The organism is Streptomyces sp. NPDC126497, assembly GCF_040302425.1.
GTDB lineage: Bacteria > Actinomycetota > Actinomycetes > Streptomycetales > Streptomycetaceae > Streptomyces.
Genome location: NZ_JBEORT010000021.1, coordinates 1 through 14,855, shown reverse-complemented (window position 1 = coordinate 14,855; position 14,855 = coordinate 1). Strand labels below are relative to the sequence as shown.

Sequence of the window (14,855 nt, the reverse complement as noted above, 5' to 3'; positions counted from 1 at the left end):
CCACGGGAACAATCGGGGCACTTCAGGGCGTTTTTGCCCGTACAGGGAGGCGGCATGACAGAGACGGCGAGCGGTCCGGCACGGAGTCCCCGCGCGAAGAGCAACAAGGCCGGCAAGGGGCTGCGGGTCGAGCGCATCCACACCACTCCCGGAGTCCACCCGTACGACGAGGTGGCCTGGGAGCGCCGTGACGTCGTCATGACCAACTGGCGCGACGGCTCGGTCAACTTCGAGCAGCGCGGCGTGGAGTTCCCCGACTTCTGGTCGGTGAACGCGGTCAACATCGTCACCAGCAAGTACTTCCGGGGCGCCGTGGGCACCCCGCAGCGCGAGACCAGCCTCAAGCAGCTGATCGACCGCATCGTGAAGACGTACCGGAAGGCCGGTGAGGACCACAAGTACTTCGCCTCGCCCGCCGACGCCGAGATCTTCGAGCACGAGCTGGCGTACGCCCTCCTGCACCAGATCTTCAGCTTCAACAGCCCCGTGTGGTTCAACGTGGGCACGCCCCAGCCGCAGCAGGTCTCCGCCTGCTTCATCCTGTCCGTCGACGACTCCATGGAGTCGATCCTCGACTGGTACAAGGAAGAGGGCATGATCTTCAAGGGCGGCTCGGGCGCTGGCCTGAACCTCTCCCGGATCCGCTCCTCCAAGGAGCTGCTCTCCTCCGGAGGCAACGCCTCCGGCCCGGTCTCCTTCATGCGCGGAGCCGACGCCTCCGCCGGAACGATCAAGTCGGGCGGCGCCACCCGCCGCGCGGCCAAGATGGTCGTCCTCGACGTGGACCACCCGGACATCGAGGACTTCATCGAGACCAAGGTCAAGGAGGAGGAGAAGATCCGCGTCCTGCGCGACGCGGGCTTCGACATGGACCTGGGCGGCGACGACATCGCCTCCGTCCAGTACCAGAACGCCAACAACTCGGTCCGCGTCAACGACGAGTTCATGCGGGCGGTCGAGCAGGGCGGCACGTTCGGCCTGCGCGCCCGGATGACCGGCGAGGTCATCGAGGAGGTCGACGCCAAGGCGCTCTTCCGCAAGCTCGCCGAGGCCGCGTGGGCCTGCGCCGACCCGGGCATCCAGTACGACGGCGTCATCAACCACTGGCACACCTGCCCCGAGTCCGGCCGGATCACCGCGTCGAACCCGTGCAGCGAGTACATGCACCTGGACAACACGTCCTGCAACCTCGCCTCGCTGAACCTGATGAAGTTCCTCAAGGACGACGGCCAGGGCCACCAGTCCTTCGAGACCGAGCGCTTCCAGAAGGTCGTCGAGCTGGTCATCACCGCGATGGACATCTCGATCTGCTTCGCGGACTTCCCGACCCAGAAGATCGGCGAGAACACCCGCGCCTTCCGCCAGCTCGGCATCGGCTACGCCAACCTCGGCGCCCTGCTGATGGCGACCGGCCACGCCTACGACTCCGACGGCGGCCGCGCCCTCGCCGGCGCCATCACCTCCCTGATGACGGGCACGGCCTACCGGCGCTCCGCCGAACTCGCCGCGATCGTCGGCCCGTACGACGGCTACGCCCGCAACGCGGACGCCCACCAGCGCGTCATGAAGCAGCACGCCGACGCCAACGGCACCGCCGTGCGCATGGACGACCTGGACAGCCCGGTGTGGGCCGCCGCCACCGAGGCCTGGCAGGACGTGCTGCACCTCGGCGACAAGAACGGCTTCCGCAACGCCCAGGCGTCCGTGCTCGCCCCGACCGGCACCATCGGTCTGGCGATGTCCTGCGACACCACCGGTGTCGAGCCGGACCTGGCGCTGGTGAAGTTCAAGAAGCTGGTCGGCGGCGGCTCGATGCAGATCGTCAACGGCACCGTCCCGCAGGCCCTGCGCCGCCTGGGCTACCAGGAGGAGCAGATCGAGGCGATCGTCGCCCACATCGCCGAGCACGGCAATGTGATCGACGCCCCCGGTCTCAAGCAGGAGCACTACGAGGTGTTCGACTGCGCCATGGGCGAGCGCGCCATCTCCCCGATGGGCCACGTCCGCATGATGGCCGCGATCCAGCCCTGGATCTCCGGCGCCATCTCCAAGACGGTCAACATGCCGGAGTCGGCGACCGTCGAGGAGGTCGAGGAGATCTACTTCGAGGCCTGGAAGCTGGGCGTCAAGGCGCTCGCCATCTACCGCGACAACTGCAAGGTCGGCCAGCCGCTCTCCGCGAAGACCAAGGAGAAGGAGAAGGCCGAGGTCACCGAGAAGGCCGAGGAGACGATCCGGGCCGCGGTCGAGAAGGTGGTCGAGTACCGCCCGGTCCGCAAGCGCCTCCCGAAGGGCCGTCCCGGCATCACCACCTCCTTCACGGTCGGCGGCGCCGAGGGCTACATGACCGCCAACTCCTACCCGGACGACGGTCTCGGCGAGGTCTTCCTGAAGATGTCCAAGCAGGGTTCGACGCTCGCGGGCATGATGGACGCCTTCTCCATCGCCGTCTCGGTGGGCCTCCAGTACGGCGTGCCGCTGGAGACGTACGTCTCGAAGTTCACCAACATGCGCTTCGAGCCGGCCGGCATGACGGACGACCCGGACGTGCGGATGGCGCAGTCGATCGTCGACTACATCTTCCGCCGCCTGGCGCTGGACTTCCTGCCCTTCGAGACGCGCTCCGCGCTCGGCATCCACTCCGCCGAGGAGCGCCAGCGTCACCTGGAGACCGGTTCGTACGAGCCGTCCGAGGACGAGGTCGACGTCGAGGGCCTGGCCCAGTCGGCGCCGCGGGCCCAGGAGCTGAAGGCGGTCGCCGCGCCGAAGACCGAGACCGAGGCGGTCAAGCCCGCCCCGAAGGAGGCCCACACCAGCGCGGAGCTGGTCGAGATGCAGCTGGGCATCCAGGCCGACGCCCCGCTCTGCTTCTCCTGCGGTACGAAGATGCAGCGCGCCGGTTCCTGCTACATCTGCGAGGGCTGCGGCTCGACCAGCGGCTGCAGCTGACGCTTCCGGGCGCTGCCCGGGGGTGAGAACCGCCGGGGGCGGTGGTGCCGGAACACCGGCACCGCCGCCCCCGGCGTCGCGTCAGGCCCGGCGCGCGGACCCCATCGCACGGGTGAAGGCCGCCGGGTCGCCCTCGAACCCCCGGACCCCGGGACGGAACTCCCAGGGCCCCGACCCGTCCCGGACGAACTCCGCGACCGTCGCCGCCGTGGCCCCGGGGACACCGCCGAAGTCGTCCTCGGCCAGCACGGTGTAGCCCTCGCGGATGCGCAGACCGGGGTTTCCCACCCCGGAGAACGTCCGCCGGCCCCGGTGCTGCTGGATGACGACGCCGACCACCACGCGCGCGTACCGCTCGTCGAGCCGGTCCAGCTCCACCGTCATGACCTCGTCGTAGCCGAAGCCCTGGCCGTCCTTGCTGTCCCGGTTGAGCGTGATGGTGCCGTCGGGGGAGCGGCTGTCGAAGTGCACCACGTAGGCGGGCTCACCGTACGGGCCCTCCGCCGGATAGGGCGCGGCGACGAGGTCCAGGTCGGTGGAGGGCTCTCCCGACGGACTCGGATCCCACCTCAGCGCGATCTCGACCTTGCGGATGCCCTTGTTGAGGTCGTTCACCAGTCTTCCCCTTCCCCGTGACCGTCCTGCCGCTCACCCCAACTGCCGGGCGTTCCCGACAGATTGTCCATCCTGCCACGCGCGTGGGTGCGGACGCCGGTAAGCAGTCGACCCGGGAGTGACCGACGCCACGCTCCCTGGCCTTACGATGGCGCGGTGCTGGTCAAGTGGATTCGCTGCACCGTGGTGGACCGCCGCGGGTTCGAGCGGGGGCAGCGGAAATGGGCGGGGCTTCTGGGGGAGCCGGGGTTTCGCGGGCAGGGCGGGGGATGGAGCCGGGGGCGGCAGGACGTGGCGCACGTCTTCTCCTTCTGGGAGAGCCGTGCCTTCTACGACTCGTTCATGGCCCGCTCCCACGACCGGCTGGCCTCGACCCAGTCGGGCACGTTCAAGGACGCCCAGGTCAGGCTCTTCGACCACCGCTTCGACGTGAAGACCGGCTTCGAACCGCGCTTCACGGACGCCGACCTGCTCAGGGTGGCGCTGTGCCGCGTGCACGAGGAACGGGCGGAGCACTTCGTGCTGATGCAGGAGAAGGTCTGGAACCCGGCCATGGCCGGCTCGCCCGGCATGGTCCGGGGGCTGTTCGGGGAGGCGCCGGGCAACGAGTTCCTGGTGCTGTCGATGTGGCGTTCGGCCGCCGAGCACGGCAAGTACCGCACCGAGCGGGTGGAACGCCTCGCGCTGAGGGCGCAGACGGAGGCCGACGTCGCGGCCCTCACGGGGGACATCGTGGAGATGGAGCCGGCCTGGACGGTGTGACCTCCGGACCGGGAACGGTGTGCGCCGGCGTGGCACGGGGCGGGGGACGGGTGTGACGTACGCCGTAGGAGCCCCGCCCGGGTGCCCGTCCGGCCGTCACCCGATCTAGGGTTTCGGCATGGCACGACCACGGCGCATCGTCCTTGTCCGACACGGCGAATCAACGGGCAATGTTGATGACTCCGTCTATGAGCGCGAACCCGATCACGCCCTGGCCCTGACCGAGCGGGGCAGGCGGCAGGCGGAGGAGACGGGGGAGCGGCTGCGGGAACTCTTCGGCCGTGAGCACGTCAGCGTCTACGTCTCCCCCTACCGCCGCACGCACCAGACGCTGAGCGCCTTCCGCCTCGACCCGGAGCGCATACGGGTGCGCGAGGAGCCGCGGCTGCGCGAGCAGGACTGGGGCAACTGGCAGGACCGGGAGGACGTGCGGCTGCAGAAGGCCTACCGGGACGCCTACGGGCACTTCTTCTACCGCTTCGCCCAGGGCGAGTCCGGTGCCGACGTCTACGACCGGGTCGGCGGCTTCCTGGAGAGCCTGTTCCGCAGCTTCGAGGACCCCGACCACCCGCCGAACGTCCTGATCGTCACCCACGGTCTGGCCATGCGGCTGTTCTGCATGCGGTGGTTCCACTGGACCGTGGCGGAGTTCGAGTCGCTGTCCAACCCGGGGAACGCCGAGATGCGGATGCTCGTTCTGGGGGAGAACGACAAGTACACCCTCGACCGGCCCTTCGAGCGGTGGAGGGATCCGGAACCCTACGGGATCACCGGATAGACCGAGGGGCACCGGATAGAGTGGCAGGGCGATGACCGCTGATTCCTCTCCCGCCGGGCGCCTGGGCCGCGCCCTGGCCAGCCTGCGCGGCGTGTCCGTCGGGGACGCGCTCGGCTCCCAGTTCTTCGTGCCGGCGAACTACCCGCTGCTCAAGCGCCGCGAACTGCCGCGAGGACCCTGGCAGTGGACGGACGACACGGAGATGGCGTGCTCCGTCGTCTCCGTCCTGGCCGCGCACCAGCGCATCGACCAGGACGCCCTCGCGCGGTCCTTCGCCACGCACCACGACTTCGACCGGGGCTACGGGCCGGCGGTCAACCGGCTGTTGCGGCTGGTCCGCGAGGGCGGCGACTGGCGGGAACTCGCCGCCGCGCTCTTCGACGGGCGGGGATCGTGGGGCAACGGCGCCGCGATGCGGATCGCGCCGCTGGGCGCCTGGTACGCGGACGATCCGGAGCAGGCCACGCATCAGGCCGAGATCTCCGCCTACCCCACGCACCAGCACCGGGAGGCCGTGGTGGGCGCCATGGCCGTCGCGGCGGCGGCCGCGCTGGCCGCCGCGCCCGACGGGCCGCCCGGTGCGGAAGCCCTCCTCGACGGGGTCGTCGCGCTGGTGCCCGCGAGGAGCGCGGTCGGCGCGGGGCTGCGCAGGGCCCGGGACATGCTCGACTACGGTGACGCGGCCACCGTCGCGGCCGTGCTCGGCTGCGGACGGCGTACGACGGCGCATGACACCGTGCCCTTCGCGCTCTGGTCAGCGGCCCGCTCCCTCGGTGACTACGAGCGGGCGTTCTGGACGACCGCGCAGGTGGGCGGGGACGTCGACACGACCTGCGCGATCGTGGGCGGTGTGGTCGCCGCCGAGGCGGCGGGAGCGCCGCCCGCCGAGTGGGTGGAGCGGGTCGAGCCCCTGCCGGACTGGATGCGGACCGCGGTCTGAGTCCGGGGCCCGGAACCCTCCGTGCGCACCGGGAACCTTCCGTGACCGGCCGCTCGTTGTCGGGACGCTGTGTGAGGCGTGAGACCTGACACGTGTGGACGCGTCCGCCGTGCGACGGTGCGGGGGAGGGCCGTGGTGGTGACCGTGGAGGCGTCGGCCGGGGCGCCGCGCGTCCCGAGGGGCACGGGCGGGCCCGGCGTGCGCCGGCCGAGTCCGAGGACGTCGGCCGGGGCGCCGCCGGGCCGGACCCGCCGTCTTCCCCTCTCAGCCCACGCCCGGTCCGGCCGAGCCGGACAGCGCCTCCAGGTCGCTCTTGCGGACCCGGATGACGAACCACGCGGTGGCCAGGGCGAGTACGGCCATCGCGGCAGCCGGGACGAAGGCCGTGGAGATGCCCTCGGTGAGCACCTCGTGGCTCCAGGGGGCGGGCAGTTGGTGCGTCCGGGCGAACTCCGCCTTCTGCTCCTCCGTTCCTTCGGCGAGGAAGGCCGGGAGCTGCTTCTCCGCCTCGTCCTTTCCGGCCGTGCCGAACACCGTCGTCAGGAGCGCCAGCCCCACCGAACCGCCCACCTGCTGGGTCGCGTTGAGCAGCCCGGAGGCGGCGCCGGCCTCGTGCTGGGCCACCCCGGAGACCGCGGTGAGCGTCAGCGTCACGAAGTTCAGTCCCATGCCGAGGCCGAAGACCAGCATGGGGCCGAGGATGCCGCTGACGTACGAGCTGTCGGAGCTGATCAACGTCTGCCAGGCCAGTCCGGCGGCGGCGAGCGTCGACCCGACGAGCATGAACGGCTTGGGGCCGAACACGGGGAGGAACCGCTGGGACAGACCGGCCCCGAGCGCGATCACGACCGTCACCGGCAGGAAGGCGAGACCGGCCTCGATCGGGGTGTACCCGAGCACGTTCTGCACGAAGAGGACGATGTAGAAGAACATGCCGAACATCGCCGCGGCCAGGCTGAGCATGATCACATACGTGCCCGAGCGGTTGCGGTCGGCGAACATCCGCAGCGGGGTGATCGGCTCCTTGGCCCGGGACTCGACCAGCGCGAAGGCCACCAGCAGGAGCGCGGCGGCCACGAAGGAGCCGATGGTCAGACCGTCCCGCCAGCCTTCCTCCGCCGCGCGGATGAAGCCGTAGACGAGAGAGGCCATACCGGCCGTCGAGGTCGCCGCGCCCACGATGTCGAACCGGCCGGTGTGCCGCTCGGACTCGTTGATGTACATCGGGGTGAGCACGACGATCAGCAGGCCGATCGGCACATTGACGAAGAGCACCCACCGCCAGTCGAGCCATTCGGTGAGCATGCCGCCCGCGAGCAGGCCGATGGCGCCGCCGCCCGCGGAGACCGCGGCGAAGATGCCGAAGGCGCGGTTGCGCTCGGGCCCTTCCGGGAAGGTGGTGGTGATGAGCGCCAGCGAGGTGGGCGAGGCGACGGCGCCGCCCACGCCCTGCAGGACGCGCGCGGCCAGCAGCTGCCAAGGCTCCTGGGCGAGCCCGCCGAGCAGCGAGGCGAGGGTGAACAGCAGGATGCCGCTCATGAAGACGCGGCGTCGGCCGAGGATGTCGCCGGCCCGGCCGCCGAGCAGCAGCAGGCCGCCGAAGGTCAGGGTGTAGGCGCTGATCACCCAGGTGAGGTCGGTGGTGCTGAACTGGAGGGCGTTCTGGATGTGCGGCAGCGCGATGTTCACGATCGTCGAGTCGAGCACCACCATGAGTTGGCAGGCCGCGATGACGGTGAGCGCGATGCCGGGACGGCCGTTGCGGCGGGCCGCGCCTGGCTTCTGGTCCTGGACTAAAGGAGAGGTTGTCACTATGGGTCCCCCACGAGTGCTTCAGTGAACGCTCGCGTTCACTGTTGCGCCAACGGTATGAGCCTCCGACAGTGAACGCAAGCGTTCACTCGATACGTCGTCGCCCGGCGCGTCCCCCTCGGTCGCCGTGCGGCGCGTGCTTCGTCCCCGAATATCCGCTTCCTCTGCTCGTGGGAGAGTCAGATGGTTTCTTCGAGCTGGGTGACCGCCCAGGACCGGACGGCCGCGTCCCGCCGCCGTGGCGCCGTGCTGGAACGCGCGATCCTCGACGCCGCCCTGGAGCAGCTCGGTACGGTCGGCTGGAACGGCCTGACGATGGAGGGCGTCGCCGCGGGCGCCCAGACCGGGAAGGCCGCCGTCTACCGGCGCTGGTCGTCCAAGGAGGATCTGGTCGCGGACGCGCTGCGGGCCGGTCTGCCGCAGTTCGACGCGGCGCCGGACCTGGGCAGTGTGCGCGAGGACCTGCTGCACCTGTGTCTGCGGGCGCGCGACGCGATGTTCTCCCGGCCGGGATGCGCCCTGCGGTCGGTGATTCACGAATGCGACACCCTGCAGGCCGAACGCTTCCACGCGATCATCCTCGACGGTGTCGTCGAACCCACCCTCAGGATGCTGCGCGCGGTGATCGAGCGTGGAATCCAGCGGGGGGAGGTGCGCCCCGACGCCGCGAACGGATATGTCTTCGACGCCCTTCCGGCGATGATGATGTACCGCTCGAAGGTGTGCGGCAGCGAATGGCCGGACGGTGAGGTGGAGGAGATGATCGACCGGTTGATGGTTCCGCTGCTGCGGCCGGACGGCTCCTGACGGGGGTGCGGCGGGGCCGCCGGAGCCACTCGGGGAACCGGGTGTCGCGGGCCGTTCGGGGCGGCGTACGCTAAGGGCGCCATGCCGTACGAACCACCTACTCACACCGTCGAGCGCTCTCTGCGCGCCACGACCGGGGCGAAGATCGTTGCAGGTGTCGACGAGGTGGGGCGCGGCGCGTGGGCCGGCCCCGTCACCGTCTGCGCGGCGGTCACCGGACTGCGCAGGCCCCCGGAGGGCCTCACCGACTCCAAGCTCCTCACCGTCAGGCGGCGCACCGAGCTCGCCGAGACGCTGCGGAGCTGGGTGACCTCGTACGCCCTGGGGCACGCCTCCCCCGGGGAGATCGACGCCCTGGGGATGACGGCCGCGCTGCGGCTGGCGGCGAGGCGCGCGCTGGAGGCGCTGCCGGTCCGGCCGGACGCGGTGATCCTCGACGGCAAGCACGACTATCTCGGCACGCCCTGGAAGGTCCGTACGGTCGTCAAGGGCGACCAGTCGTGCGTGGCCGTCGCGGCGGCCTCGGTGATCGCCAAGGTTCAGCGCGACAAAATGATGGCCGAACTGGGCGTCGACCATGCAGACTTCGGTTTCGCGGACAACGCCGGGTATCCGTCGCCCGTGCACAAGGCCGCGCTGGAGGTCCGGGGCCCCACCCCGCACCACCGGTTGTCGTGGGCGTATCTTGATGCGCTGCCCCAGTGGCGGCACCTCAAGAAGGTCCGCAGCTGGACGGAAGGGCGCGTTCCGGAAATCGAGGGTCAACTCGGCTTCGATTTCTGACGGGCCGCTCGCACCTCATGTGCCACCCGGCGGCGCGAGTCGTACCAACGTTTGATAAAAATCAGCTCATGCCTCTCATTCCCGAGGAGCCTCAGATTCACGAGAGTGCCCAGGGTCCCCGCGTCACGCCGGCCAGCGGCCGCACCGCGCCGACCCCCCGCCCCGTACCCGGTCCCCGCCCCGCGGCTCCGTCGCGTCCCGGTCGTCCCGGCCCGCCACGGCCCGCGCCGCCGGCGCAGCGCGCCTCGCGCGACGCGGCCAAGCCCGCGCCCGCGAGCCCGCCCGCGCCCGCGGCGGCCACCCCGCAGCTCCAGTTGATCCCGGCCTCGGCCCAGGGGGCGCTCGACGCCGCCGAAGAGGCCGTGGACCTGCTGCTGGACTCGGGTCGCGCCCCCGGCGACGTGCTGGTGATCACCACCGGTGATCCGCACCCGTGGGCCACCCACGAACTGTCCTTCGGAGAGGCCTCCTACTGGGCCCAGCACGACGCCGGTGACGACGTCTTCTACACGGACGCCGAGGTCGCCGAACGCGCCGGTGCGCGCCCCGTCGTCGTGGTCGCCGTCAACGGGGGCCCGGAGTCCGTGGCCGCCTCCGCCCTGTCGGTGGCGCACGCCCGGGCCGGCGCCCTGTTGGTCGTCTGTGGCGACCCGCAGCGGATCAACTCGATGTTGGGTGCGGGCGTCTGAGCCGACGCCACGGCGTCCACCCGGGCACCGGGGACGGGCGCCGCGGTCGTGGCGTCCGCACGGTCGGGGACTCGACGTGTCGAACGGAGGGGCGGTGCTCCGGCCTTCCTGCCGCCCCGGTACCGGGGCGGGTCCGGCGTCGTGCGGACGCGCTGTGCCCCGGTGCGACCCGTCCCGCACCACCGCACGGCGCCCGGAAGCCCGGGCGGTGTCCTTCGTGACGTCAGCGTGCCGCCGCGCGGCGCAGTACCTCCGATGCGGCGCCGCCGCCGGTGCGCGGTATCCGGGGCGGGGCCTCGGACACGGCGAGCGGTTCCGGCGCCGAGCCGGCGCTGGGATGGCGGCCGCCACGCCCCTCGCCGAGGACCTGCCACCCGTCACGGGTCAGCGTGATGTACGCCCCGCAGCGCAGCCCGTGCAGGGTGCAGGCGTCCCGCAGCCCCCACATCCACGCACCGTCCTCCTCGGTCCAGCGCGCGTCGCCGTCACGGCAGTGGAGCAGCACGGCGGTGCGCACCGGGGTGCGGCGCCGCAGGTCGTGCGGGATCACCCGGCGCAGCTGGGCCAGCAGCACGTTGCGGAGCAGCCAGCCGTCCGCGGAGTCGGTGCGCCGGGTGAACGACGCGCTCGCCCGGACACGTTCGTCCGGATCGAGCACGGCGACGACCGCGGTCGCCGGACCGGGGCGATGCCGGGCGTGCAGTCCGCTGACGATCTCGCGCGGGCTGCGCAGCAGCGGGATTCCCGCGGCGGCCCACTCCGTGGGTTCGAGCACGCGGTTGGCGGAAGCGGCGGACGTCGACAGCGATGCCGCCGAGGACGGAGCGAATCCGAAGGTCACGGTTCTCCCTTCGGCTACGCCCGGACTGCGGGCAGGGTCGGATTCGGGGAGCGCGCACGCAACAGAGCCCTACCTGATCGGCGGGCGAGCCGTGCGGGTGCGTACGTCAATTCTTCCTGTCGAACTTGGATGCGGCAACGAGCAATTGAGGCAGCGGCCCGGTATCGGGTGTTCCACGGCTAATATCCCCACCCGCGGGGCGGGTCGAACCTTCAGCCCTGTACGGCCAGCACCAGCGGCAGCACACCCTGTGCACCGGCCCGCCGGAGCAGGCGCGCCGCGACCGCGAGGGTCCAGCCCGTCTCCGTGTAGTCGTCCACGAGGAGAACCGGCCCCCGCGCCCCGGCGAGCGCGGCGGCGAGGTCGGCGGGCACGGTCAGCGCCCCGTCGAGGGCCTTGAGACGCTGGGCGCTGTTGCTCCGCGAGACGGAGCGCGTCTCGCCCGTGTACGCCACCGAACCCAGCAGTGGCAGCCGTCCGACCTCCGCGATGCGCGCCCCCAGCGAGTGGATCAGCCGCGGCCTGCTGCGGGAGGCGAGGGTGACCACCCCCACCGGCCGGGGCTGGGGGTCCGCCGCCCCCGGAGCCCAGCCGCCGGGTCCCTTCGCCCAGTCGGCCAGCACACCCACCACGGCCCGGGCGACATCGTCCGGCACCGGCTCGTCCGGCGCCTGCGGTGCGAACATCGGACGCAGCCGGTTGCCCCAGCCGATGTCCGACAGGCGCCCCAGCGCCATGCCCCGGGACGCCTGCTCCCCGGCCGGAATGCGCCCCTTGAGCTCCATGCCGATCGCCGGAAGCCCGGTGGGCCACATCCGCCGCGGCTCCACCTCGACGCCCGCCCGGCCGAGGTCCACGCGGGCCGCCTCCAGCGCGGACGCCGAGGCCCCGGCGGTGAAACGCGGACCCGCGCAGTTGTCGCAGCGGCCGCAGGGCTTGGCGCCCTCGTCGTCCAACTGCCGCTGGAGGAACTCCATCCGGCACCCGGTGGTCGTCGCGTACTCGCGCATCGCCTGCTGTTCGGCCCTGCGCTGGCGCGCCACCCACGCGTACCGCTCGGCGTCGTACGTCCACGGCTGCCCGGTCGCGATCCAGCCGCCCTTGACCCGCTTCACCGCCCCGTCCACGTCGAGCACCTTGAGCATGGTCTCCAGCCGGGAGCGGCGCAGCTCCACCAGCGGCTCGAGGGCCGGCAGCGACACGGGCCGGTCGGAGCGCGCGAGGACGTCGAGCGTACGGCGCACCAGGTCCTCCGGGGGGAAGGCGAGCGACGCGAAGTACTCCCAGATCGCCTCGTCCTCCTTCCCCGGCAGCAGCAGCACCTCGGCGTGCCGGACACCGCGCCCGGCGCGGCCGACCTGCTGGTAGTAGGAGATGGGGGAGGAGGGCGAGCCGAGGTGCACCACGAAGCCCAGGTCCGGCTTGTCGAAACCCATGCCGAGCGCGGAGGTGGCGACCAGGGCCTTCACCTTGTTGGCGAGCAGGTCCTCCTCGGCCTGCTGCCGGTCGGCGTTCTCCGTCCTGCCCGTGTACGAGGCGACGGTGTGCCCGCGCTGCCGCAGGAACGCGGTGACCTCTTCGGCGGCGGCCACGGTGAGCGTGTAGACGATCCCCGAACCGGGGAGCTCGTCCAGGTGGTCGGCGAGCCAGGCCATCCGGTGCGCGGCGTCCGGCAGGCGCAGCACGCTCAGGCTCAGGCTCTCCCGGTCCAGCGGGCCCCGCAGCACCAGCGCGTCCGACGAACCCCCCGTGCCCAGTTGCTCCGCGACGTCGGCGGTGACGCGGGCGTTGGCGGTGGCGGTGGTGGCGAGGACGGGCACGCCGTCCGGGAGGTCGGTGAGCATGGTGCGCAGCCGGCGGTAGTCCGGACGGAAGTCGTGCCCCCAGTCGGAGATGCAGTGCGCCTCGTCGACCACCAGGAGCCCGGTGGCGGCGGAGAGCTCGGGCAGCACCTGGTCGCGGAAGTCCGGGTTGTTCAGCCGCTCCGGGCTCACCAGCAGCACATCGACGTCGCCCGCGGCGATCTCCGTCTGGATCGCCTCCCATTCCTCGCTGTTGGAGGAGTTGATGGTCCGGGCGTGGACACCGGCCCTGGCCGCGGCCTCCACCTGGTTGCGCATGAGCGCCAGCAGCGGGGAGACGATCACGGTGGGACCGCTGCCCCGCGCCCGCAGCAGCGAGGTGGCCACGAAGTAGACCGCGGACTTGCCCCAGCCCGTGCGCTGGACGACCAGGGCCCGGCGCTTGTCGGCGACCAGCGCCTCGATCGCCCGCCACTGGTCCTCGCGCAGCCGGGCCCCGCCCGAGGCGTCCCCGACGAGACGGGCGAGAACCGCGTCGGCGGCCGTACGGAGATCCGCGTTGTTCGTGTGCTCCATGGCTCCATACAACAGGACGCCACTGACATGCGGGCGGGTGCGCGGGGGCGGCTCCGGGGTCCCGCAAACAATGACATGTCCCTGATCGGACTTATCCACAGGGTGAAGCGGAAGGCCGCGATTCGCGAGATCGTCTCCGCATGACGAATCACAGCGAAATCACTGGATCCCCCGAGAATCCCGAGAACAAGGACATCTCCGGACATGGCACCGGTTCCCGCGCACCCGGCGGCGACGAGGAGCGGGCGCCGCAGCCGGCGGACATCACCTGCACCGCCTACGACAGCCGCGGCGACGCGCAGCAGGTCACCCTGCGCTCGCCCGCCGAGCTCGCCGATGCCCTGCCGTATCTGCTCGGCTACCGCCCGGAGGACAGCATCGTGCTGGTCGCCCTGCACGACAAGGACGGACGGGGCCGGTTCGGCGGCCGCGCCCGGCTCGGCATCCCCACCAGCCCCGACGACTGGCCCTCCGCCGCCCGGCAGCTGGCCCACGGCCTGGTGGCGGGGAGCGAGCGCCGGGGCGCCAGGCCCGAGCAGATGGTCGTCTTCCTCTGCCAGGAACCGGCCCGGGGTGAGTCCGGCCGGCAGGTCAGGGAACGACTGGGCCCGCTCGCCCACGCCCTGCGCCTGGAGTGCGGCGCCCTGGACATCCCGGTGGTGGAGGCCCTGTGCGTCTCGGACGGGCGCTTCTGGTCGTACTGCTGTGACGACGAGGGCTGCTGCCCGGCCGAGGGGACACCGACGGGCCTGCCCGGCACCTCGGTGCTGGCCGCCGCCGCCACCTACGCCGGACTCCAGGTCCGTGGCACCCTGCGCGAACTGCGCGTCCGGCTCCAGCCGTGGGAGCACTCCGCCGCCCGGGAGCAGGAGGCCGCCCTGGACGCCGCCGGCCTGGCGCTGATCCCCAGGATCCTCGACGCGGCGGGCCGCCACGAGGTCGCCGAGGAGACACTGGCGCTGGCCGGGCGGGTCCTGGACCGTCTCGCCGGTGCCCCGCCCGTGTCCGGGGTGCTCCCGGCGGACCTGCGGGACGACGAGCTGCTCGGGCACGACGAGGCCGCGGCGCTGATCCTCGGCCTGCAGGACCGCACGACCCGTGACCGCGCGGCCGAGTGGATGGAGGGCGACGAGGCCGGCCCGGCCCTTCGCCTGTGGCGTGCCCTGGCCCGCCGCTGCGTCGGGGCGTACGGCGAGCACGCCGCGGCGCCCCTCACCCTCGCCGGGTGGGTCGCCTGGTCCACCGGTGACGAACTGGAGGCCCGGGAGGCACTCGCCATGGCGCTGGGCGCCGACCCCGACTACCTCTTCGCCCGGCTTCTGCACCAGGCGTGCAACGAGGGTCTGGACCCGGAGTCGATCCGCCGCTGCCTGCGGTCCGAGCGCGGGGGACACGGGCGGGCGACGCCTGCCGGGCCGGCGGCCGTGGACCCGGAGCCGCGACAGCCGGGTGCCGGCGAGCCGCCGGCCGCCGGCTCCGCGGTCCCGGATCCCGGAGCGGC

12 protein-coding genes are annotated in these 14,855 nt (G+C 72.0%); 8 read left to right on the top strand and 4 right to left on the bottom strand.

From position 1 onward, the window contains the following. Positions 1-54 precede the first annotated feature (54 nt). On the top strand, positions 55-2,949 hold the full coding sequence (locus ABTY20_RS12725) for a vitamin B12-dependent ribonucleotide reductase (protein ID WP_351996993.1): 2,895 nt from the start codon (positions 55-57) through the stop codon (positions 2,947-2,949). Between the two features lie 81 nt (positions 2,950-3,030). Here ABTY20_RS12725 and ABTY20_RS12720 read toward each other — a convergent pair whose 3' ends face one another. Beyond that, the gene (locus ABTY20_RS12720) at positions 3,031-3,564 is read right to left on the bottom strand and encodes a TerD family protein (protein WP_351996992.1); all 534 of its coding nucleotides are present in this window, start codon (positions 3,562-3,564) and stop codon (positions 3,031-3,033) included. Positions 3,565-3,720: 156 nt separating this feature from the next. On the opposite strand from ABTY20_RS12720, the gene ABTY20_RS12715 reads away from it, so the two are divergent. The 3 genes from ABTY20_RS12715 (at position 3,721) to ABTY20_RS12705 (ending at position 6,044) form a co-directional block, all read left to right on the top strand. Next, positions 3,721-4,326 (top strand): YdbC family protein, encoded by a 606-nt coding sequence (locus tag ABTY20_RS12715; protein WP_351996991.1) that lies wholly within the window; start codon positions 3,721-3,723, stop codon positions 4,324-4,326. 118 nt (positions 4,327-4,444) lie between these two features. Beyond that, the gene (locus ABTY20_RS12710) at positions 4,445-5,104 is read left to right on the top strand and encodes a histidine phosphatase family protein (RefSeq protein ID WP_351996990.1); all 660 of its coding nucleotides are present in this window, start codon (positions 4,445-4,447) and stop codon (positions 5,102-5,104) included. A 31-nt stretch (positions 5,105-5,135) separates the two neighbouring features. Then, the gene (locus ABTY20_RS12705) at positions 5,136-6,044 is read left to right on the top strand and encodes an ADP-ribosylglycohydrolase family protein (protein WP_351996989.1); all 909 of its coding nucleotides are present in this window, start codon (positions 5,136-5,138) and stop codon (positions 6,042-6,044) included. Between the two features lie 264 nt (positions 6,045-6,308). Here the strand turns inward: ABTY20_RS12705 and ABTY20_RS12700 are convergent, their stop codons facing one another. Beyond that, on the bottom strand, positions 6,309-7,856 hold the full coding sequence (locus ABTY20_RS12700) for an MFS transporter (protein WP_351996988.1): 1,548 nt from the start codon (positions 7,854-7,856) through the stop codon (positions 6,309-6,311). Between the two features lie 183 nt (positions 7,857-8,039). Between ABTY20_RS12700 and ABTY20_RS12695 the strand changes: the two genes are divergently transcribed. The 3 genes from ABTY20_RS12695 (at position 8,040) to ABTY20_RS12685 (ending at position 10,135) form a co-directional block, all read left to right on the top strand. Next, positions 8,040-8,663, top strand: coding sequence for a TetR/AcrR family transcriptional regulator (locus tag ABTY20_RS12695; RefSeq protein WP_351996987.1), 624 nt, complete (start codon positions 8,040-8,042; stop codon positions 8,661-8,663). 81 nt (positions 8,664-8,744) lie between these two features. Then, positions 8,745-9,446 carry a ribonuclease HII gene (gene rnhB / locus ABTY20_RS12690; RefSeq protein ID WP_351996986.1) on the top strand — a complete coding sequence of 234 codons (702 nt, stop codon included), beginning with the start codon at positions 8,745-8,747 and terminating at the stop codon, positions 9,444-9,446. Between the two features lie 68 nt (positions 9,447-9,514). Continuing rightward, positions 9,515-10,135, top strand: coding sequence for a hypothetical protein (locus ABTY20_RS12685; protein ID WP_351996985.1), 621 nt, complete (start codon positions 9,515-9,517; stop codon positions 10,133-10,135). 223 nt (positions 10,136-10,358) lie between these two features. On the opposite strand, the gene ABTY20_RS12680 is transcribed toward ABTY20_RS12685, so the two are convergent. After that, the gene (locus ABTY20_RS12680) at positions 10,359-10,976 is read right to left on the bottom strand and encodes a hypothetical protein (protein WP_351996984.1); all 618 of its coding nucleotides are present in this window, start codon (positions 10,974-10,976) and stop codon (positions 10,359-10,361) included. A 212-nt stretch (positions 10,977-11,188) separates the two neighbouring features. Further along, the gene (locus tag ABTY20_RS12675) at positions 11,189-13,354 is read right to left on the bottom strand and encodes a RecQ family ATP-dependent DNA helicase (protein ID WP_351996983.1); all 2,166 of its coding nucleotides are present in this window, start codon (positions 13,352-13,354) and stop codon (positions 11,189-11,191) included. A 140-nt stretch (positions 13,355-13,494) separates the two neighbouring features. Here ABTY20_RS12675 and ABTY20_RS12670 point away from each other — a divergent pair. Beyond that, a partial coding sequence (locus tag ABTY20_RS12670) for a DUF4192 domain-containing protein (RefSeq protein ID WP_351996982.1) occupies positions 13,495-14,855 on the top strand: 1,361 nt, incomplete at its 3' end.

Bases quoted from the DNA above. Each gene is read 5' to 3' on its own strand.
- ABTY20_RS12705 (WP_351996989.1), top strand. From the start codon at position 5,136: ATGACCGCTGATTCCTCTCCCGCCGGGCGCCTGGGCCGCGCCCTGGCC.
- ABTY20_RS12725 (WP_351996993.1), top strand. From the start codon at position 55: ATGACAGAGACGGCGAGCGGTCCGGCACGGAGTCCCCGCGCGAAGAGC.
- ABTY20_RS12685 (WP_351996985.1), top strand. From the start codon at position 9,515: ATGCCTCTCATTCCCGAGGAGCCTCAGATTCACGAGAGTGCCCAGGGT.
- ABTY20_RS12710 (WP_351996990.1), top strand. From the start codon at position 4,445: ATGGCACGACCACGGCGCATCGTCCTTGTCCGACACGGCGAATCAACG.
- ABTY20_RS12695 (WP_351996987.1), top strand. From the start codon at position 8,040: ATGGTTTCTTCGAGCTGGGTGACCGCCCAGGACCGGACGGCCGCGTCC.
- rnhB (WP_351996986.1), top strand. From the start codon at position 8,745: ATGCCGTACGAACCACCTACTCACACCGTCGAGCGCTCTCTGCGCGCC.
- ABTY20_RS12675 (WP_351996983.1), bottom strand. From the start codon at position 13,354: ATGGAGCACACGAACAACGCGGATCTCCGTACGGCCGCCGACGCGGTT.